Source organism: Cognatiyoonia koreensis, assembly GCF_900109295.1.
GTDB lineage: Bacteria > Pseudomonadota > Alphaproteobacteria > Rhodobacterales > Rhodobacteraceae > Cognatiyoonia > Cognatiyoonia koreensis.
This window is the reverse complement of the sequence record NZ_FOIZ01000001.1, coordinates 1,223,493-1,241,973: the sequence shown is the minus strand read 5'-3', so window position 1 is coordinate 1,241,973 and position 18,481 is coordinate 1,223,493. Positions and strand designations below refer to the sequence as shown.

General features: G+C 57.5%; 19 protein-coding genes. 8 read left to right on the top strand and 11 right to left on the bottom strand.

Annotated features, from left to right (window positions below):
* Positions 1–81: 81 nt before the first annotated feature.
* Both BMY44_RS06210 and tyrS read right to left on the bottom strand, forming a co-directional pair.
* Positions 82–834, bottom strand: a complete 753-nt coding sequence (locus BMY44_RS06210) for a GNAT family N-acetyltransferase (RefSeq protein WP_165611791.1) — start codon at positions 832–834, stop codon at positions 82–84.
* Between the two features lie 159 nt (positions 835–993).
* Positions 994–2,244: a tyrosine--tRNA ligase gene (tyrS, locus tag BMY44_RS06205; protein WP_089991608.1), complete on the bottom strand. Its 1,251-nt coding sequence runs from the start codon at positions 2,242–2,244 to the stop codon at positions 994–996.
* A gap of 62 nt (positions 2,245–2,306) precedes the next feature.
* On the opposite strand from tyrS, the gene BMY44_RS06200 reads away from it, so the two are divergent.
* Positions 2,307–3,419: an anhydro-N-acetylmuramic acid kinase gene (locus BMY44_RS06200; RefSeq protein ID WP_089991603.1), complete on the top strand. Its 1,113-nt coding sequence runs from the start codon at positions 2,307–2,309 to the stop codon at positions 3,417–3,419.
* 20 nt (positions 3,420–3,439) lie between these two features.
* Here the strand turns inward: BMY44_RS06200 and BMY44_RS06195 are convergent, their stop codons facing one another.
* The gene (locus BMY44_RS06195) at positions 3,440–5,002 is read right to left on the bottom strand and encodes a trimethylamine methyltransferase family protein (RefSeq protein WP_089991598.1); all 1,563 of its coding nucleotides are present in this window, start codon (positions 5,000–5,002) and stop codon (positions 3,440–3,442) included.
* 440 nt (positions 5,003–5,442) lie between these two features.
* On the opposite strand from BMY44_RS06195, the gene BMY44_RS06185 reads away from it, so the two are divergent.
* Positions 5,443–6,069, top strand: a complete 627-nt coding sequence (locus BMY44_RS06185; RefSeq protein WP_341349646.1) for an outer membrane protein — start codon at positions 5,443–5,445, stop codon at positions 6,067–6,069.
* Positions 6,070–6,120: 51 nt separating this feature from the next.
* Here BMY44_RS06185 and BMY44_RS06180 read toward each other — a convergent pair whose 3' ends face one another.
* The 4 genes from BMY44_RS06180 to soxR form a co-directional block, all read right to left on the bottom strand.
* Positions 6,121–6,915: an isocitrate lyase/PEP mutase family protein gene (locus BMY44_RS06180; RefSeq protein ID WP_089991592.1), complete on the bottom strand. Its 795-nt coding sequence runs from the start codon at positions 6,913–6,915 to the stop codon at positions 6,121–6,123.
* Positions 6,912–7,952 carry a bifunctional transcriptional activator/DNA repair enzyme AdaA gene (locus tag BMY44_RS06175; protein WP_089991589.1) on the bottom strand — a complete coding sequence of 347 codons (1,041 nt, stop codon included), beginning with the start codon at positions 7,950–7,952 and terminating at the stop codon, positions 6,912–6,914. The genes BMY44_RS06180 and BMY44_RS06175 overlap by 4 nt, the downstream gene beginning before the upstream one ends.
* Before the next feature lie 88 nt (positions 7,953–8,040).
* The gene (locus BMY44_RS06170; protein WP_089994632.1) at positions 8,041–9,210 is read right to left on the bottom strand and encodes a pyridoxal phosphate-dependent aminotransferase; all 1,170 of its coding nucleotides are present in this window, start codon (positions 9,208–9,210) and stop codon (positions 8,041–8,043) included.
* Positions 9,211–9,241: 31 nt separating this feature from the next.
* A complete protein-coding gene (gene soxR / locus BMY44_RS06165; RefSeq protein WP_089991585.1) occupies positions 9,242–9,673 on the bottom strand; it encodes a redox-sensitive transcriptional activator SoxR in 432 nt (143 codons plus the stop codon).
* Positions 9,674–9,897: 224 nt separating this feature from the next.
* On the opposite strand from soxR, the gene BMY44_RS06160 reads away from it, so the two are divergent.
* Positions 9,898–10,290 carry a VOC family protein gene (locus BMY44_RS06160; protein WP_089994630.1) on the top strand — a complete coding sequence of 131 codons (393 nt, stop codon included), beginning with the start codon at positions 9,898–9,900 and terminating at the stop codon, positions 10,288–10,290.
* A gap of 26 nt (positions 10,291–10,316) precedes the next feature.
* On the opposite strand, the gene BMY44_RS06155 is transcribed toward BMY44_RS06160, so the two are convergent.
* Together BMY44_RS06155 and BMY44_RS06150 are read right to left on the bottom strand one after the other, a co-directional pair.
* Positions 10,317–10,652, bottom strand: a complete 336-nt coding sequence (locus tag BMY44_RS06155; protein WP_089991582.1) for an MmcQ/YjbR family DNA-binding protein — start codon at positions 10,650–10,652, stop codon at positions 10,317–10,319.
* Positions 10,649–11,530 (bottom strand): DMT family transporter, encoded by an 882-nt coding sequence (locus tag BMY44_RS06150; protein ID WP_089991579.1) that lies wholly within the window; start codon positions 11,528–11,530, stop codon positions 10,649–10,651. Before BMY44_RS06150 ends, BMY44_RS06155 begins: the two co-directional genes overlap by 4 nt.
* A 100-nt stretch (positions 11,531–11,630) precedes the next feature.
* Here BMY44_RS06150 and BMY44_RS06145 point away from each other — a divergent pair, with 100 nt between their 5' ends.
* The 5 genes from BMY44_RS06145 (at position 11,631) to BMY44_RS06125 (ending at position 16,548) form a co-directional block, all read left to right on the top strand.
* Positions 11,631–12,149: a DUF1697 domain-containing protein gene (locus tag BMY44_RS06145; protein ID WP_165611790.1), complete on the top strand. Its 519-nt coding sequence runs from the start codon at positions 11,631–11,633 to the stop codon at positions 12,147–12,149.
* Positions 12,150–12,285: 136 nt separating this feature from the next.
* On the top strand, positions 12,286–13,713 hold the full coding sequence (gene cysS, locus BMY44_RS06140) for a cysteine--tRNA ligase (protein ID WP_089991572.1): 1,428 nt from the start codon (positions 12,286–12,288) through the stop codon (positions 13,711–13,713).
* A 5-nt stretch (positions 13,714–13,718) separates the two neighbouring features.
* The gene (gene cimA / locus BMY44_RS06135; protein ID WP_089991569.1) at positions 13,719–15,335 is read left to right on the top strand and encodes a citramalate synthase; all 1,617 of its coding nucleotides are present in this window, start codon (positions 13,719–13,721) and stop codon (positions 15,333–15,335) included.
* Positions 15,332–15,781, top strand: a complete 450-nt coding sequence (locus BMY44_RS06130; RefSeq protein ID WP_089991566.1) for a hypothetical protein — start codon at positions 15,332–15,334, stop codon at positions 15,779–15,781. Before cimA ends, BMY44_RS06130 begins: the two co-directional genes overlap by 4 nt.
* Positions 15,778–16,548, top strand: coding sequence for a squalene/phytoene synthase family protein (locus BMY44_RS06125; protein ID WP_089991563.1), 771 nt, complete (start codon positions 15,778–15,780; stop codon positions 16,546–16,548). Before BMY44_RS06130 ends, BMY44_RS06125 begins: the two co-directional genes overlap by 4 nt.
* Here BMY44_RS06125 and BMY44_RS06120 read toward each other — a convergent pair.
* Together BMY44_RS06120 and BMY44_RS06115 are read right to left on the bottom strand one after the other, a co-directional pair.
* Complete coding sequence (locus tag BMY44_RS06120) at positions 16,545–17,207, bottom strand: hypothetical protein (protein WP_089991560.1); 663 nt, start codon at positions 17,205–17,207, stop codon at positions 16,545–16,547. The genes BMY44_RS06125 and BMY44_RS06120 overlap by 4 nt on opposite strands.
* Positions 17,207–18,460, bottom strand: a complete 1,254-nt coding sequence (locus BMY44_RS06115) for an MFS transporter (protein ID WP_089991557.1) — start codon at positions 18,458–18,460, stop codon at positions 17,207–17,209. Before BMY44_RS06115 ends, BMY44_RS06120 begins: the two co-directional genes overlap by 1 nt.
* Positions 18,461–18,481 lie beyond the last annotated feature (21 nt).

Genomic DNA, 18,481 nt, shown 5'->3' with positions numbered 1-18,481 from the left:
GTGTTCACACTGTTATTGGTTCTGCCATGACCTTGCACGATGGCACAGCAAATGACGAGTGGTCAGAGCGAAATTCCGACATCAAAGGAACGGGATCTTGATCCACGTGCCGTCTGTCATTGTGATCTGCGCACCGGCCCCAAGTTTGAAGCGGGCAAGACCTGGAAGACGTTGCCGATCGATCTGGCCCAGTTCAATCTGCGAGACGCCGAGCCTTGCAAACCGTTTTGCCGCCTGCATCAGCATGACGTGATGCGCATTCGCCTTGCGGCCGGTGTCTGACGTCCAGCCGACATGGTAGGTCGCAGCACTACCGTGCCGCAGAAACATCATTGCAGCGATCGGCGTCCCACGCTGTTTTGCCAAGCTGATGGTGACATTCTGAGGGTCAACCTGCGCAATCGCGTGAACCAGATCTGGCGGCAAGGCGCGGTAACCCTTTTGCTTTTGTGCTGCGCGATCCACAGCAAAGACCCAACAATCCTTGTCTGGCGAGAAACGCCGATGCGTGATGTCCATATCGCTACGGACGCCCTTGCGATATGCGTTACGCCATTTGCCGCTACATTGCGCCAGTTGCTCGTCAAGATCACCATGAGTTCCTAGAATTGCAATCTCGGCAGATGCCATCATTTGACGGAATCCAGCGCTTCGCAACACCTGCCGACCGGTGTTCTGTGCATTCATGATGTGCAGTCGGATATCACGCAAAGCGGCGATCCGTTCTTTTTCGGTGCTGTCACTCGCCCAGACAGGCCCGCGTGACGCAAAACCGAAAGGGCCGAACGGACCAAATTTGCGCCTGATGATCAACACCTCTCCTGCTGCGCCCATTGGCTCAACCGCAGCGTCCGTTCCTAGGTGGCGCAGGGCAGTCGCAAAAACATGTGATTGCCACAAGGGTACAGCGCGATTATCGCAAATTACGGAAGGACGCATTAGCATGATGGCAGGCTATTTGCCGGCTTGCTAATTCAAGGTTAATAAGTCGGCTTAATCCAGGCGCACCAATGCATGTCGTTTCTTGCCCGCACTCAGCTTGATCGGCTCTGCCAGCATTGCGGCATCGACCATCATACCTGCGTCAGAAAGCGCCTCGTCATTCAGCTTGGCACCGTTTTCCGCAATCAGACGCTTGGCTTCCTTGCCACTGTTGGCAAGGCCGGATTTAACGATCAATTGCACGATAGACATGCCATCACCAAGGTCGGCTGGCGAAAGGCTCAAAGTTGGCAAGTCGTCACCTATGCCACCTTTCTCGAAAACCTCGCGGGCCGTGGTCTCCGCCGCTTTCGCCGCTTCAACTCCGTGCAGCAACCCTGTGACTTCATTTGCCAAAATGATCTTCGCTTCGTTGATTTCAGACCCCTCCAGCGCGCCAAGACGATCGCATTCTTCAACCGGCAGCTCGGTGTAGAGCTTGAGGAACCGGCCGGTATCGGCGTCGGTTGTGTTACGCCAGAATTGCCAGAATTCATACGCGCTGCACATGTCCGCATTCAGCCAGACGGCACCTGATTGTGACTTGCCCATCTTCTTGCCATCTGACGTGGTCAAAAGCGGCGAAGTCAGCCCGTAGATTTCCTGATCCAGCACGCGGCGGGTCAGATCGATACCGTTGACAATATTGCCCCACTGGTCCGTTCCCCCCATCTGCAACAGGCAGCCATATCGCCGATTTAACTCGAGAAAGTCATAGGCCTGGAGAATCATGTAGTTGAATTCAAGAAACGACAGCGATTGCTCGCGATCCAGTCGCGACTTCACGCTTTCGAACGACAACATCCGGTTGATCGAAAAATGCCGCCCGATATCGCGCAGAAAGTCGAGGTAGTTGAGCCCGTCGAGCCATTCCGCGTTGTTGACCATCGTCGCATCTGTCGCGCCATCGCCATAGGTCAGGTAGGACGCAAAGACCTTTTTGATCCCTGCGATGTTGGCGTCAATCTGGGCCGCGTCAAGAAGCGGACGTTCATCCGCCCGAAAGGACGGATCGCCGACTTTTGTCGTCCCGCCACCCATCAGTGTGATCGGCTTGTGTCCGGTCTTTTGTAACCAGCGCAACATCATGATCTGGATCAGTGAACCCACATGGAGCGACGTCGCTGTCGCATCAAAGCCGATGTAGGCCGGAACAACGCCACGGGACAGCGCATCATCAAGCCCCTGATAGTCTGTGCAATCGGCCAGAAAGCCGCGTTGCATCATCACATCGATAAATTCGGACTTCGGGTGATAGGTCATGTCTTGTTCCTCGGCACGTGTCGATGCACTCTATACGCACCCCGCTTGAGAAGGGAAAGAGTATGAAAATAACAGGGCCGGTGCGGGCATTGGGGACGATGTCGGGCACATCACTTGACGGTGTGGATGCGGCAATCATCGTCACCAATGGAGTCACGATCGAAAGCTTTGGTGCATCCGATTATCGCCCCTACAGTGATACAGAACGCGACGTGATCCGGGCCGGTTTCGGACAATGGGGCGATCTACCGGAGGCAGCTGAAATCGTCGAAACAGCGCACGCGCAACTGCTGAATCGCATGGAACCATCCGATCTGATCGGGTTTCACGGTCAGACGGTCGCACATGATCCGGGCGGTCGCGGCACGCACCAGATCGGCGACGGGCAAGTTCTGGCAGAGATTTTGCAGACGCCTGTGATCTGGGACTTTCGAAGCGCAGACGTGCAGCTGGGCGGGCAGGGTGCGCCGCTTGCACCGTTCTATCACTTTGCACTGGCCAAATGGATGAAAGCGGATGCACCGGTTGCGTTTCTGAACCTTGGTGGTGTCGCCAATATCACATGGATCGATCCACGCTGCGCGCGCCCTGAACAGGACGGTGCCCTGTTGGCGTTTGACACAGGGCCCGCGAATGCACCGCTCAACGATCTAATGCAGAACCGTCTGGGGCAGGACTGTGACAGGGAAGGCGCGCTTGCGGCGCGCGGCAGTGCGGATGAATCGATCCTCAGGGATTTCCTTGCTGATCCGTTCTTCTATCGCATGCCACCGAAGTCGTTGGATCGAGACTATTTTGCGCATCTGTCGCGCGCTGTATCGGATTTGTCTGATGCTGACGCCGCAGCGACGCTCACGGCCGCCGTTGCGATGAGCGTGAGTGACGCCATGCAGCATTGTCCAATTCCGCCAGCTACCGTTTGGGTTGCAGGCGGCGGGCGCAAGAATCCCACCATGATGCAGATGCTGTCCGCAACGCTTGATATGCCCGTGCGTCCTGTTGAGGATGCAAATCTTGACGGGGATATGTTGGAAGCGCAGGCCTTCGGTTATTTGGCAGTTCGTGTGGCGCGCGGTCTGCCGACGTCATGCCCGGGCACTACAGGTGTCCGGGCGGCCGTATCGGGTGGGACAAAGTCCGTACCTGGCAAGCTGGCACAAGTTGTCGGCGGATAATGCCCAAACGGATCACATCGTCAGGTGGCAAGGTGGATATTGAACCGCTTCCGCAAGACCGCATCGGTTTCCGGATCGAAGCGGGCGGCTGATACCTGTGACAAGATCTGTTCCTTCTTCGATATCGCTTGTGCGATCAGGTCAGGCTTGCCTTTTTCTTCCCATTCCTTTGGCGAAGACCGATCGGCGGTTTCGGGATAGACATACTCTGTCTGCATCAGCGCCAGCGTTTGGTCCGAGCCAAGATAGTGACCCGGCCCGCCCATGCAGACAGACTTCATCGTCTCAAGACCCAACGTTTCCTCGTTGACCTCGATGCCGCGCACGCATCGCATCGCTTGACCCAAAAGGTCATCGCCAAGGATCAGGCTTTCCAAGCAGAACCCCAAAAGCGAGGCATGCATCCCCGCCGCTTCGTAAACCATATTCAAACCCGAAAGGCCCGCCATCACGTTCGAACACATCTGTTCCCATCCGGCTTGCATATCAGGCAGCTTGGCATCCGCAATTCCAGCGGCGGCACCGCCTGGTAGCCCGTAAAACTTGTGCATTTGCGCGCATCCTGCCGTCAGCAGCGCCTGTTCGCCTGATCCGCCTGACATGGCCCCAGTACGCAAGTCGGATACAAATGGCCACGTGCCGAAAATCGCCGTGTGACCGGGGGCGATACTGTTGACATAAACCACACCGGCCAGACATTCCGCCACGGCCTGGACGATTGCTCCGGCGATTGGGGCAGGGGCCGTTGCCCCGGCTTGACCGGCTGACAAAAGCAAGACTGGCATGCCTCCGGCGATGCAGGCCTCCATTACAAGGCAGGACTCTGTGGCAAACTTCATTGGCGGAACAACAAAGCAGTTGGAATTGCTCAGAAATGGGCGGGCACGCCAAGCAGCCTCTCCTCCGGCGATGACATGCAGCATCTCCAGACAATCGGGCACGAAATCCGGCTCTGTGAACGACGTGCCGACATGTTTCTTTGTCCCCGCACAGCAAGCATAGATCGTGTTGTAATCCATCTCACGATTTTCAGGGATATCGCGACAGACCATAGGGCGTTGCAGAAAGTGGATATTGTCGAGCTGATCGACGATGCGAGCAGCATCATGCAGGTCTTGCACCCCACATTCGCGGTAGTTGCGCCCTTGCACATCGACCAAGTGCACAGCCGCGCCAGCGGTGCCATAGTGCACGCGGTTGCCGGACAATTGCAGATCGTGTTTCGGGTCGCGCCCGAAAAGCGTGATGTCCTTGGCCGCAATGGCCAGCATGTCCTCGACGAGCGCGCGCGGAAAGCGGATGCGGTTGTCATCGCCAAGAACCGCCCCGGCTTTCGTCATGTAAGCGATGCCGGATGACGGGGCATCTGCAAGGCCAATCGTTTCAAGGGCGGTCAGCGCTGCTTCATGGATAGCGGCGACATTGGCGTCGGTCAGGGGCTTGTACCGCCCGCCTGACATGCCAGCCCGGATTGGGCGCATGTCCTCTGCCAGTGGGGCAGCCCGCGCTGCAGTGCGCGCGGCGCGACCGCCAGAGCGAACGGGGCGGCCTGCGCGTGGAGTCGGTGGTGTCTGGTCATTCATGGTCAGTCTCGGGGAATAGGAAGCGTGAAGGGTTCAGCACGCCAGTTGTGGTCGTCCCCGTGCAGCACGGCCCCTGCGCGCACCGATGGTGCGGTCGACACACGTGATCTTGATCAGGTCGATTTCCATCGCACCCCCGTCATTTGTTTTAGTGAACGGTAGCAGCATCCTTGCGTCTTGCCTGTTTGCGACGCGGAGTCGGTTTTGGCTGTTTTGTTTTCAAGGGCTGTCATGCGCGATGCGCGGGCAGGTGCCAGACGTAGATCACGCTGCGCGTAACATCGCTGATTGTGGTCGGTTTGGGCGTTGTTCCGCCGGTCAAGCCATTGCACCATAACATATTTTTGCCCGAGGCGTTCACGCCTGCGTGAAGCGGTTGAAGCCCAAGGGGGCAAGCCCATATGTCAGATCCGATGCAACCATCAACCTTGGAGTACACGATGAATATGCACGCAAAAACCCTGACTGCGACTGCCGCCGCGCTGGCGATGGTCGGTTTCGCTGGCGCAGCGAATGCGGGCGGCCTGGCCGAACCAGTGGTTCAACCCGCCCCCGCACCGCTGCCTGCACCTGTTCCGGCACCGGTGTCCTATGGCGGCGACTGGGGCGGCTTTTACGCCGGTGGCCAATTGGGCTGGGGACAACTTGATTCCGACGCCTTTGGAGACGCTGACCCTGACGGTGCGCTTTACGGTGTTCACGCCGGTTATAACTACGATTTCGGCAGCTTCGTTCTTGGTGCCGAACTTGATTACGATGCCACCGACATCAGCGATGATGCGACAGGCATTGATCTGGACAGCGTGGCCCGCTTCAAGGTGAAGGCCGGTTATGACGCAGGACGCTTCCTGCCATATGTCACCGCCGGTATCGCCCAAGCGACGACAAGCGGTGCACTGGATGCGGACGACGACGGGCAGTTTGCCGGTGTCGGCGTTGATTACCAGTTCAACGACAGCATCCGCGTCGGTGCAGAGGCGCTGCAGCACCAGTTTGATGATTTCGATGGATCCGGTGCTGACATTGATGCAACCACGATCGCCGCACGCGTGTCCTACACATTCTAACTACAAAACGCGCGGGAGGCCTGTATGCGCGTCCCGCGCGTTACCAATTTTCTAACTCAGAAACTGGTCGATCTCGTCGCCTGATACTCCATTGCTCAAGGGCGTGAAATCACCGCCAAGCATCGCCTGACCTGCGTCCTTGATGGCTTTGTGCGTCACGCGTGCAAGGGATGACCCAATCGACAGCCTTGCAACGCCTGCCGCGGCAAACGCCGCACGATCCTGCTGGCAATACTTCCCCGCAACAAGCGCATTGACCGGTTTGTCAGTCGCTTCAACGATCCGCTTCAATGCCGTCATATCGGGCGGTAGCGGCGCATAAAGGCAGTCTGCGCCTGCGTCGGAAAATGCCTGCAAACGCCTGATCGCCTCATCCGTATCATAGTGGCCCGTCATGATTCCGTCTGTCCTCGCGGTCAAGACAAAGTCTGCGGATAATGCGCGGGCGGCTGCAGCGGCAGCTTTGATCCGTTCCACTGCCAGATCAAACTCGTAAAAACCGCAATCCGGAAAGGTCGTGTCTTCGATGCAGATACCGGCAAGCTTGATTTCGGCAGCAAGCCGCACGGTTTCGGCGCAAGTTTCGGGGTCGTCACCAAAACCGTTCTCGAAATCACCCTGTACGGGAAGCGGCGTCGCGCTGACAATCTGTTCTGCGTGAGCAAGCGCTGCATCCCGATCAAGCGTGCCGCCATCCGGCAAGCCCAGCGTATAGGCATGTGCCGCAGAAGAGGTGGCAAGCGCCTGCGCACCCAGCTTATGCATCATCTTGGCAGTTCCCATGTCCCAGACGTTGATCATCAGGAGGGGATCGCCGGGGCGGTGAAGGTCGCGGAAGGATGTCATGGCTTTGCTTTCAGTTCGGTTTCAAGAAGTTTCTGTTTACGCCACAGCCCGCCGCCATAACCCGTTAGCGATCCATCTGCGCAGATCACGCGGTGGCACGGGATCAGGATCGCAATCTGGTTGGCACCGTTTGCACGGGCGACTGCGCGGGTTGCATTTGGCTGGCCGATATCATGTGCCAACTGACTATAACTGCGCGTTTCGCCAGCAGGAATGTTTATCAAAGCTCTCCAAACCGACTTGGTAAAGGCAGAGCCATGCAGTGCAAGTGGTATCGTTGGCAGTGCTTTGCCTGCGAAATAATCGGAAAGCGCCGCCTTCGTGGCTTCGGTTGGGCCCGGGGATCCGAAGCCAATTGTGCCTTTCGTCATCGACAACAGGCGCTTCATCTCGGTTGGCAACGCCTTGCGATCGAAGAATTCAAGCAAGTGCAGATGTGTCCGGTCGCTGACGGCGATCATCGCACCAATCGGTGTGTTGATGAAATCGGCTTGCAACAGGGCATCCTTGCGAAAAGTGGCCGGTGCCATCCCAAACCGTTTGGCAAAAGATGCGCGAAAGGCGGAACCGGACTCGAACCCGGCCAGAAGTTGCGCATCAATGACGCTGCCATTGTCCGCAAGTGCGTTGAATCCCAGCGCAAGGCGCTGTTGGCGGGCCATCTCAAGAAATGTCATGCCAAATGCGCGTTTGAAACCTTTACGGGCTGTTGATGGGTCCACATCCAGTGCGGCGATATCTGCTTCTGTCCAGCGATGCGCTGGACGGGCGTTCAGCGCATCAAGAAGCTTTTGCACGGTCGGGTCTGTGCTGGACAACGGATGACAGCGCTTGCAGGGACGAAACCCCGCGTCAAGTGCTGCGGCTTGGCTGTCAAAGAACGTGCAGTTTTCGCGTTTCGGTTTGCGTGCTGGGCAGGTCAGACGACAAAATACGCCGGTCGTACTGACACCGACAAATGCGCGTCCATCATAGTGATGATCGCGCGAAAGAAGTGCGTCGTATAAGGTTTGATCGGGCGGCAACTCAAAAAGCATGGTCAGAGTTTAGCCCGCATTGCGTGGTCCTGCCGCCTCAAATCGGGCATCGATTCCAAAAAAAATACGCGCAGAATGCGAAAAGCCGTCACGCAAGTGAATGCGCAAATCCGATCAGCGTGTCCAGCGCGCGTACAAAAGCCGCATCGTCGATGGTAAGCGCAACGCGGATATGGCCTGCCGCTGCTTGGCCAAAACTTTCGCCCGGCATAACCGCAATCTGGTGTGTATCAAGCAAGGCGTTGGCGAATTCCTCTCCCGAAAGACCAGTCGCCCTGATATCAAGCATGATATACATCGCGCCATCCGGCGGGACTGATTTCACGACATTCTGGTTGGCCAGCGCCTCGAGCGTCATGGCGCGCCGCCGCCGGAACGGTTCAGCGATCCTCTCTTCAAGTTCCGGACCCGCGTCCAATGCAAAAAGGGTGGCGTCCTGAATGAATCCCGGCACGCCATAGGTGGTGTGGGTGGCAAGTGTAATCAGATGGTTGATCACGTCTGCTGGGCCGCAGACCCACCCGCAACGACTGCCTGTCATCGCGTGGCTCTTTGACATGGAGCCGACGACTAACGTGCGTTCAGACATACTTGGCAGACTGCGCGGCGAAATGTGACGACCACGCCAGACCTGCGTGTCATAGACCTCGTCAGAAATCAGCCAAAGGTCATGGGCGACGCTTACTTGCGCGATATCCTGCATGGTCTCCGGCGTATATACCGCCCCGGTTGGATTGTTCGGCGAATTGATCAGCAACGACGTTGCAGCGGCGGCATATGGCGCGATATCGGTCGCCCGTGGCTGAAACCCGTTGATGGGATCGGTGTGAACGGCTTGTGGTCGTGCGCCGACGGCGCGAAGCGTGCCGGGATATGTGGCATAATACGGGTCAATGAACAGCGCAGTGTCGCCTTCATCGCAGACCGCATGGTGCGCGGCAAAGAGCGCTGCCTGACCACCAGGTGTAATCAGAATGTTGTCGCGCGTTGTTGGCACACCGGATTGCGCCGAAATCCTTTCCGCAACCTTGTCACGCAAGGCACCGATACCGGGTACCATGGCATAACCTGTGTGTCCGCCACGCGCACTTTGCGCCATGGCGTCAAGGATCGCCGGGTCTGTGCGAATGTCATGTTCGCCAATGGTCAGTTCGGTGACCTTGATCCCGTCAGCGATCATCTGGCGCGCCTTGTAAAAGACGTCCCATCCGTCGGAACCGCCGCCTGTAAGGCCGGTAATACGTGTCGATAGTTTCATGACCGCAGGGAGCATGCGCATGCCAGGAACGTCAACCCATCAGATTACGCGGACCTGGTCCATCTTGTCCCTTGATGTCGTCAGGATTGTAAAGCTTGCAGACCTGCAAAGACAAACACCCGCAACCGATACATCCATCCAGCGTATCACGCAGTTTCTCCAGTGCTGCGATCCGTGCGTCAATGTCGCTGCGGAACGTCTTTGAAATGCGGGTCCAGTCCGCCTTGGTGGGGGCCTTGTGAATGGGGAGTTTTTCAAGATGACCTGCAATTTCAGACAGTGGAAAGCCTAATTTTTGCGCCGCCATCACAAACGAAAGCCGCCGGATGTCGTGCCGACCATACCGCCGGTGCCCGCCTGCGTTGCGCAAGGGATGGACGATCCCGTGCTCTTCGTAAAACCGGATCGCAGACACCGCGAGTCCGGTGCGTGCCGCGATATCTCCGATGGTCAGACCCGACATGAAAAACCTCTTGATCTCAAGTTAACTTGAGGAATGAAAAAGGATTCGCAACAAAGAATCCAGAGGAGAAACACCATGTCACCCCGCTATTGCGCATCACCGTCAGTCATGAACACCTTGCGCCGTGATGGCATCGGCTGTGGGCACGATCTTGAATGCGGCTGCTTCTTCGCACCGCGCACAATTCGCCCGTTAATCTTCAAGCGTTTGAAAAGGAACACGAAATGAGTGAGCTGGAACACGTCAACGTCACCGTCCCCGATCCCAAAGCGACGGCTGGGATGCTGATCGACCTCTTCGGCTGGCACATCCGGTGGGAGGGGCCATCAATGGAAGGGCAGGGCTACACCGTCCATGTTGGAAGCGAGAAGAGTTATGTCGCGCTATATACCGGACCAGGTCCGCAAACAGTTCCCAAGAAAGATGCAAGCTATGTCACCCGCGGCGGGCTGAACCATCTGGGCGTTGTCGTGGATGATCTGGACGCGGTCGAAACAAAAGTGAAGTCCCTCGGTTTCGAACCAACATCACATGCTGATTATGAACCGGGTCGGCGATTCTATTTCACCGACGCGGACGGCGTCGAAATCGAAGTGATCAGCTACGACAAGGTGTAAGGTCCGAACCTGGCAGATAATAATACCTACGACGCCAGATTATCGCGAACCTTCTTTGGCAGGCTCTTCGCTATGATCTCGTATGAAACGCGAATCCGGTGTTTGAGTTCGTCGTCGGCCGCGTCAAAGCTCACCAATACCCAGCTTTTGTGGAAGTAGGGCGCTTTGGTCGCGGCCCCCGCGTCAATCAACATTCTGGCGGTATCAATGCTGTCGGTCTTGACGCAAACACCGTCGATCCGATCACCGAAACAGGCAAACATCTTGCCGCCGGCTTTCCAGCTATCAAGTTCGGTTGTCGGGTCTGATGCGGTCGCACCGGGATAGGCGGCACAAATTGAATCAACGGTTTTGCGGGTCATTGTCGCTGTCCTTTGCTGGGCCAAACCTCAAGAACGCCTGCCAGCAAAACCAGACCACCGCCTACGATTTCAAGCGGGGTGATGCGTTCCCCGGCGATGATCGCAGCCGAAGCAATGCCGACAAGCACTTCGCTCATCAATAGCATTCCGACACGCGCCGGGTCGAGCCGCGCGGTTGCCCACATCAAAAGTGGAATAGAAAACGCCCACCAGATTGCGCCGGTGATGGCCGACAGGGTGATGACCTGGGTCAGCGCGTTCAGTTCCATATGTGCTTCCGGTAAAATGGCTCCGCATGCGAGCGCGGCAACGCATCCGCCAAGCGCAAAAACGAAAGCGGCATCGACAGGCGCGACTTCGGGGCGGGCTCTGATTCCTGTCGACCCAAGCGCCCAAAACAAGCCTGACGCCAAGCCCAGCCATTCACCGGTGTTGCGCGGAATGGGCCAGTCGCCTTTCGCGCCTAGTATGACAAGTAACCCAAGCAGGCCGATGCCCATGGCGATGATCCGAAGGCGGGGCGTATCCCAGCCAAGCAGAAACCGTGTCAGCAGGGTGCTCCACACTGGCGTCAAATAAAATAGCAGCGTGACTAGCGCGACGCGCCCGTAGATGAATCCGACGGAATAAAGCGTAAATGCCGCCCCGCCGGTCGCAATGGCCAAAAGGGCGAGCAGATCGGTTTTGCGCCATCGTCCGTCCCGAAACGCAAACCGCATCAACACCACGACCGCACAACCAGTCGCAGCGGCTGTGCCCCAGGCCCCTTCCAAACCGGCCGCCGCAATTCCACGGACGGGCCACCAGTAAAATCCCCAAAGCACACCGATCGTCAGCACGATCAAGGTCGCGGTTGCGTCAGTGCCGTATCGCGTCATTGGGTGGTGCGGTATGTCACGGTGTCCGGCCAAAGTCCTTGATTGCCATGTATTCAGGTTGTCGGTTCTGTGCTATGCCGTCAATCAGAGAGGATGTTTAATGCAGACCTTTGTTGCGCTCTTGCGAGGGATCAATGTTGGTGGTCGCAATATGCTGGCCATGGAAGACTTGCGTGCGATTTGCGAAAAACTGGGCTGGCAGGATGTGCAAACTTACGTGAACAGCGGAAATGTCGTGTTCCGTGCCGAAGGCGGTGCCGAAGCGCTTGCCGCCAAACTGCACGCAGCTTTGCCCATCGATGTCGCTGTTCTGGTTCTGCGGGCCTCGGAATTAAAAGCCCGGCTCTCGCATTGCCCGATCAAGCCTGAATCCGGGAACCTGCTTCATGCCTATTTCTGTCTCGATGCCCCGGATGTCGATCAGGACGTGATCGCCCACTACAAACGTGATGAAAAGGTCGTCATCAAAGGCCATACCGTCTGGCTCTATACGCCGGGCGGCTTCAGCAATTCACTCTTGGCCGAAAAGTTCGACAAGGCCATTACCGGCACGACCTACACTGCCCGGAATCTGAACACGATCCGCAACCTTGTAGACATGTGTCCGGTTGAAGGTTAAAACGGTCGCATGAAAAAGACCTGCATCACCATTTGCTGCATTATTCCCTGCTGACATCCGTCGCGGGCCGCTTTTTCACGTTTCATCCCTGAACTGATCACGCTAAGCCCGCAGGCAAACCCTGTGCGTGAGAGCTATGACCACAATTCGATTTCAGAATACCAAGACCCGCCGCAAAGAAGACTTTGTGCCTTTGGACCCAACCAATGTGCGCATGTATCTCTGCGGGCCGACGGTCTATGACCGCGCGCACCTCGGAAATGCACGGAACGTCTTGCTGTTCGATGTCTTGTTCAGGCTTCTGAAAGAAGTCTATGGCGATGAACATGTGACCTACGTGCGCAACTTCACGGACGTGGACGACAAGATCAACGCTCGTGCAGCCGAAAGCGGGCGTGACATCGGGGACATTACGGCCGAAACGATTGGCTGGTATCATGCCGATATGGATGCGCTCGGGGCGCAGCGCCCGACCAATGAGCCGCGCGCAACCGCCTATATCGCACAGATGATTGCCCTGATCGAAGATCTGATCGCTGGCGGTCATGCCTATGAGGCCGAAGGTCACGTGCTTTTCGCTGTCGAAAGCTATGAAAACTACGGCGCGCTTTCTGGCCGTTCGATTGACGACATGATCGCCGGTGCCCGTGTCGAAGTAGCACCCTACAAACGCAATCCGATGGACTTCGTAATGTGGAAACCGTCAGGGGATGGCGTGCCGGGATGGGATAGCCCATGGGGTTATGGCCGTCCGGGTTGGCATATCGAATGCTCTGCCATGGCGTTCGACCTGCTTGGACCTTCCTTTGACATTCACGGCGGCGGGAACGATTTGATGTTCCCCCACCACGAAAACGAAATCGCGCAATCGGTCTGTGCCGGTCACGATTTCGCGCAGGTCTGGTTGCACAACGAAATGCTGCAGGTCGAGGGCAAGAAGATGTCCAAGTCGCTCGGCAATTTCTTTACCGTCCGCGACCTGCTCGATCAGGGTGTGCCGGGTGAGGTCATCCGCTTCGTTTTCTTGTCGACCCACTATGGCAAGCCGATGGATTGGACTGCGAAAAAGCGCGACGAAGCAGAAGCGACGTTGCGCAAGTGGTACGGCATTCTGCATGGCCATGGTTTCGGTCCGGACTTGATCCGCGCCTTGAAGGCTGACGGCAAGTGGCAACCGGACGGCGAGTTTATCGGCGTGTTGGCCAATGATCTGAATACGCCGGGTGCAATTGCGCGGTTGCATGTTTTGGCCAAAGGCAAGACGCCGGTCGATCTGGCGGGTTTTGCCCATGGTCTGGAAATGATGGGACTGGTCAACGATTGGGCCGCGATACCGATGTTCAACGGCGGTGAAGGCGGCGAAACTGTCGTTCCCCAAATCGCGGCAAAGGTCGATGCATTGCTTGCGGCGCGCGCAACTGCGCGGGCGGCAAAGGACTGGGGAGAGGCCGACCGTATTCGCGACATCCTGAATGCAGCAGGCGTTCAGGTAACCGATGTTGGCGGGCAGGCAGCGTGGTCACCGGGTCCGGATTTCGATGCGGCCCAGCTGGAGGAAGAGTAAGCGCGATGAAAGAAAGGCTTTCTCTTTTCGACACAACCCTGCGCGATGGCCAACAAACACAGGGGGTTCAGTTCTCGACAGCTGAAAAACACCAGATCGCGATGGTGCTTGATGAGTTGGGTGTTGATTATATCGAAGGTGGTTGGCCCGGTGCCAATCCCACGGATAGCGAATTCTTTGCCGATGCGCCGAACACCCGCGCAACGATGACGGCATTCGGGATGACCAAACGGTCTGGCAGATCGGCCGAAAATGACGATGTTCTGGCCGGTGTCATGAACGCAGGCACACCGGCTGTCTGCCTTGTTGGAAAGGCCCATCCGTTTCATGTGACAACGGCGCTAGGTATCTCGCTGGAGGAAAATCTCGACAATCTCGAAGCCTCTTTTGCCCATATCGTCAAAAATGGGCGCGAGGCCCTATTCGATGCTGAACACTTTTTTGACGGCTACAAATCTGACCCGGATTACGCTGTGAAATGCGTGCACCGCGCGTACACAGCCGGTGCACGGTGGATTGTGCTATGCGACACCAACGGCGGCACGTTGCCACAAGAAATTGGGGAGATCGTAAAGGCTGTCATCGCGTCCGGTATCCCGGGCGATCATGTCGCGATCCACACGCACAACGATACCGAAAATGCTGTTGCGGGTTCCTTGGCGGCGGTCCTCGCCGGAGCGCGGCAGATCCAAGGCACGCTGAATGGTCTTGGAGAGCGCTGCGGCAATGCGAACCTGACATCGATCATCCCGACACTCTTGTTGAAAGAACCGTTTGCCAGCCAATTCGAGACGGGCGTGACCAAGGACGCATTGAAGGGCATGCGCCGTGCGTCGCGTTTGCTGGATGACATTCTGAACCGGGTGCCAGCGAAACAGGCCCCTTACATCGGATCATCCGCATTCGCCCACAAGGCAGGTTTGCACGCCTCGGCAATCCTTAAGGACCCGACCACCTACGAGCACATTGATCCCAAGGCGGTCGGCAACAGCCGCATTGTTCCAATGTCCAATCAGGCCGGACAATCAAATTTGCGCGAACGGCTCGCGCAGGCGGGACTTTCGGTCGAAAAGGGCGATCCAGCGCTTGCGCGCATTCTGGAGCGGATCAAGGAGCGCGAAGCACAGGGGTATTCCTACGATACCGCCCAAGCGTCGTTCGAGCTGCTGGCACGTGAAGAACTGGATGAATTGCCGGCCTTCTTTGAGGTGAAACGCTATCGCGTCACGGTCGAGCGGCGCAAGAACAAGTATAACAAGATGGTATCGGTGACCGAGGCCGTTGTTGCCGTGAAAGTCGGCGGCGAACGGATGTTGACCGTATCCGATAGCGTCGGACCGGATGGATCGGATCAAGGGCCGGTCAACGCACTTGCCCGTGCCTTGGTCAAGGATCTGGGGCCTTACCAAGACATCATCGACGACATGCAGCTTGTCGACTTTAAGGTGCGGATTACAAACGGCGGTACAGAAGCTGTAACCCGCGTCATCATTGACAGCGAAGACAAGGACGGCAACGGCTGGTCCACGGTGGGTGTGTCTGCAAACATTCTGGATGCTTCGTTCGAGGCACTTGTGGACGCGATCAACTGGAAATTGATCCGGGACGGGGCGAAGGTATGAAGGGGGCGGTGTTTCTTGCCGTCCTGTCGCTGGGTGCCTGTCAGCAAACCGCCGAGATTCCATTGCGCCCAGAAACTGGGGGATCGCTGACATTTGGCTGGAGCGGTGCGTTTGGCGGAGGAGGTCTGCTGACGACGATCTATGAAAATGACCAGATGTATCGGCGCTATCCGGGGTCAGTTTCTCGGGATGGACGAACTGAATGGACACAACTTCCGGCCGGAAGCTTCAATCAGATTGCAAGTCTGGCGGAGGCCCAGCTTGCGGTTTTGGCCACTCTTGATACTTCGGGTGAGTGCATGGACGCAGGCATTGAACAGCTTATCCTGATTGCTGCCGATGGAACCAAAAACTCCTATGCAAATAGCTGCCCCGAAGATGCTGCACAAACGGCGTTTGGACTTCTGGACACAGGGATTCAAGAGATTGAGGGTGCCGATCGGTGAGCCTGAACGCCTGCGCGACCATCGTCGAGAAGGGCGATCCTGAACGGTTTCGCGCGGCCATGGCCGCCCCTGTTTCTGCACGGCGCCTTTTATTTCCCCTTTATGCCTTCAACATCGAAGTCACCCGCGCCCCTTGGCTGACGCAAGAGGCGATGATCGCCGAAATGCGCCTGCAATGGTGGCGCGATGCGCTTGAAGAAATCGGCGGTCAAGGCCAGCCACGCAAGCATGAAGTCGTTGATGCACTGGCCGAGGTTCTCGACCCGGAAGGGGCCGCGTGCCTTGATGCGCTGATCGCTGCGCGGCGTTGGGATGTTTATTCTGATGCGTTTGAGGATGAGGATCATCTGACACAGTATCTGGATGCCACGTCGGGTAACCTGATGTGGACAGCCGCCCGACTTCTGGGAAATGCGGACGAGGGTGTCGTACGGAATTTTGCATTTGCGAGCGGTACTGCGAACCTTTTGCGCGCGGTGCCGGATCTGGAAGATCGCGGTCGCAAGCCGCTGTTGGATGGCACGCCAGACGGTGTGCGCAGCTTTGCCAAGCAAGCTTTGACCCGATGGCGCAGTGCGACGGCAGAGCGCGCAAAGGTTTCATTCGTGTCCGGTGCTGCATTGCTTGCTGGTTATCGCGCCAAGCCCGTGCTGCAGCTTGCAGCCCGCGATCCAAAGAGCGTGGCTGACGGGTCGCTTGATGCCGGCAATCCTTTGGGCGATGCCTTGCGCTTTGCAAACGTGTCGCTGCGCGGGTGGTGGCGCTAAAGCTCTTTCAGCGCCCGTTTGAGGGCCTTTGCCGGACGCGCGCTAAGCCATTGCAGGGCGTCTTTCGGGTCCATGCTGTGTTTGTTTAGGAAATAGGCCAGCGCAAATGCCCGCGATTCCTGTGTCATGTAGCCTGACCATCCCATCTGCGCCGGACCTTCCAATGCGAAAATGCCAAAGCCGTGCGTGATGCAATGCAGGTCCGTCGAGAGTTCGTGCGCTGGTTCGCCGCCTGGCATCTCCGATATGAAAGGCCCAAGCCGGTGATGCATCAGTTCGTGCGTCATGGTGTTGATGAAGGCGAGGGGGCGATGCATCATCTCTGCGTCGTAGAGGATCAGCGCGCCATCGTCGTCTTCCAGATACAATCCGCCAGTTTCGCCCAGGCTTTGATAGCTGTGCCGGTATTCGCCCGACAGTCGGTTTAGCGGTTCGACAGGAATCTCACGCACGGGAATCTGCCTGCCGATGTCATTCGCGATGGTTTGCGCGACGGCCTGCGTCTGCCCACCCGGTGCTGAAAAGAAGGTTTTGGTTGGCGTCACCAGCAGTCGCGTCAGTGACCAGCTTGCGCCGAATTGTCCGTCTGCCCAGTCGAAACTGTCTTTGATCCAGTCGCGCAAGTCCGCGCTGATCGAGGGTTTGGCCCGCCCGAACATCAGGCAGTCTGGCGTGGCCGCAATGCAAGCCAGATGAGTGACGCTCCGGCAAGTGTCAGGAAAGGTAGCATCGCATAGTTTACTGCCGACCAGCCCGCAACGACGGCTTCGGTTCCCGTGGCGTCTGCCGCGCAATTCATCAGCCCGCCCGATGCAAGCGATGCAACCGTCACCATGCCGAAAACGATCAGATCGTTCATCCCCTGCACGACCCCGCGTTCGGATGGTGCATGGGCATTGGTCAGCATCGCAGTCGCACCGATAAAGCCGAAGTTCCAGCCGACCCCGAGGAGGATCAGTGCTGCATAGAAGCTAAAGAGCCCGGGAATGCCGTCTTCGCTGAATTCTACCCCCATGAGCGCCGCAAAGCCTGCAGCGGCAAGTATCAGCAAACCGATCGCGACGATTCTCTCGGTACCGAAACGCGCGATCAGGTGGCCGGTGAAGAACGACGGCAGGAACATCGCGATGACATGTGCCGAGACGATGTCGTTTGCCCTGTCCGTTCCGAACCCGCAGCCCACAACGGCGAGTGGTGTCGACGTCATCATCAGGTTCATCAGCGAATAGCTGACCATGCCGCAGATGATCGCGACAACGATCTGCGGGTCCTGCAGGAGTTGGCGGCGTGTGCGTGCTGGCGTGTCATAGGTGACGGGCGCGGACTTTGTCCCCTTGGGCAGGTCGAGTGCGAGGAACAGCAACATGCCGACAAGGTTCAGACCCGCGACCGCAATGTAGCTGCCCAAGAACGGCACGACGTAGGCATCCTGCACCAGTTTGTTCAGCTGCGGTCCGAGGATTGCGGCCATCAAACCGCCCGCCATGACATAGGAAATCGCTTTTGGCCGGAAGGCTTCGGTTGCCGTGTCTGCTGCGGCGAAGCGGTAAAAGCCCTGCGCCGACATATAAATTCCGGTCAGGTACGACCCGAGTAACAGGATCGGGAAAGACGCAACGAACAACCCGTAAGCTGCAATCAAGGCGCCGCCAGCGCCGGCCAGGGCACCGATCACAAAGCCCGCCCGTCGGCCGTGCCTTTGCATCAATGGTGACATCCACGGCGCCGTTGTCATTGATCCGAAGATGATGAAACTGATTGGAAGCGTTGCAAAACACGGGTTGCCGGCAAGTTGCGATCCGGCCAGCCCGCCAATCACGAATATCATCGGCATCTGCGCCCCGAGGATGGCTTGCGCCATCACCAGCACGGCGACATTGCGTTTGGCGCGGGTATCGTCGATTTCGCTCATGGAGAGTTGGGTAGCTATCTC

What these genes read in the sequence shown, in the direction of transcription:
- BMY44_RS06210 (WP_165611791.1), bottom strand. Translation starts at nt 834, where the DNA reads ATGGGCGCAGCAGGAGAGGTGTTGATCATCAGGCGCAAATTTGGTCCG.
- tyrS (WP_089991608.1), bottom strand. Translation starts at nt 2,244, where the DNA reads ATGACCTATCACCCGAAGTCCGAATTTATCGATGTGATGATGCAACGC.
- BMY44_RS06200 (WP_089991603.1), top strand. Translation starts at nt 2,307, where the DNA reads ATGAAAATAACAGGGCCGGTGCGGGCATTGGGGACGATGTCGGGCACA.
- BMY44_RS06195 (WP_089991598.1), bottom strand. Translation starts at nt 5,002, where the DNA reads ATGAATGACCAGACACCACCGACTCCACGCGCAGGCCGCCCCGTTCGC.
- BMY44_RS06185 (WP_341349646.1), top strand. Translation starts at nt 5,443, where the DNA reads ATGAATATGCACGCAAAAACCCTGACTGCGACTGCCGCCGCGCTGGCG.
- BMY44_RS06180 (WP_089991592.1), bottom strand. Translation starts at nt 6,915, where the DNA reads ATGACATCCTTCCGCGACCTTCACCGCCCCGGCGATCCCCTCCTGATG.
- BMY44_RS06175 (WP_089991589.1), bottom strand. Translation starts at nt 7,952, where the DNA reads ATGCTTTTTGAGTTGCCGCCCGATCAAACCTTATACGACGCACTTCTT.
- BMY44_RS06170 (WP_089994632.1), bottom strand. Translation starts at nt 9,210, where the DNA reads ATGAAACTATCGACACGTATTACCGGCCTTACAGGCGGCGGTTCCGAC.
- soxR (WP_089991585.1), bottom strand. Translation starts at nt 9,673, where the DNA reads ATGTCGGGTCTGACCATCGGAGATATCGCGGCACGCACCGGACTCGCG.
- BMY44_RS06160 (WP_089994630.1), top strand. Translation starts at nt 9,898, where the DNA reads ATGAGTGAGCTGGAACACGTCAACGTCACCGTCCCCGATCCCAAAGCG.
- BMY44_RS06155 (WP_089991582.1), bottom strand. Translation starts at nt 10,652, where the DNA reads ATGACCCGCAAAACCGTTGATTCAATTTGTGCCGCCTATCCCGGTGCG.
- BMY44_RS06150 (WP_089991579.1), bottom strand. Translation starts at nt 11,530, where the DNA reads ATGACGCGATACGGCACTGACGCAACCGCGACCTTGATCGTGCTGACG.
- BMY44_RS06145 (WP_165611790.1), top strand. Translation starts at nt 11,631, where the DNA reads ATGCAGACCTTTGTTGCGCTCTTGCGAGGGATCAATGTTGGTGGTCGC.
- cysS (WP_089991572.1), top strand. Translation starts at nt 12,286, where the DNA reads ATGACCACAATTCGATTTCAGAATACCAAGACCCGCCGCAAAGAAGAC.
- cimA (WP_089991569.1), top strand. Translation starts at nt 13,719, where the DNA reads ATGAAAGAAAGGCTTTCTCTTTTCGACACAACCCTGCGCGATGGCCAA.
- BMY44_RS06130 (WP_089991566.1), top strand. Translation starts at nt 15,332, where the DNA reads ATGAAGGGGGCGGTGTTTCTTGCCGTCCTGTCGCTGGGTGCCTGTCAG.
- BMY44_RS06120 (WP_089991560.1), bottom strand. Translation starts at nt 17,207, where the DNA reads ATGTTCGGGCGGGCCAAACCCTCGATCAGCGCGGACTTGCGCGACTGG.
- BMY44_RS06115 (WP_089991557.1), bottom strand. Translation starts at nt 18,460, where the DNA reads ATGAGCGAAATCGACGATACCCGCGCCAAACGCAATGTCGCCGTGCTG.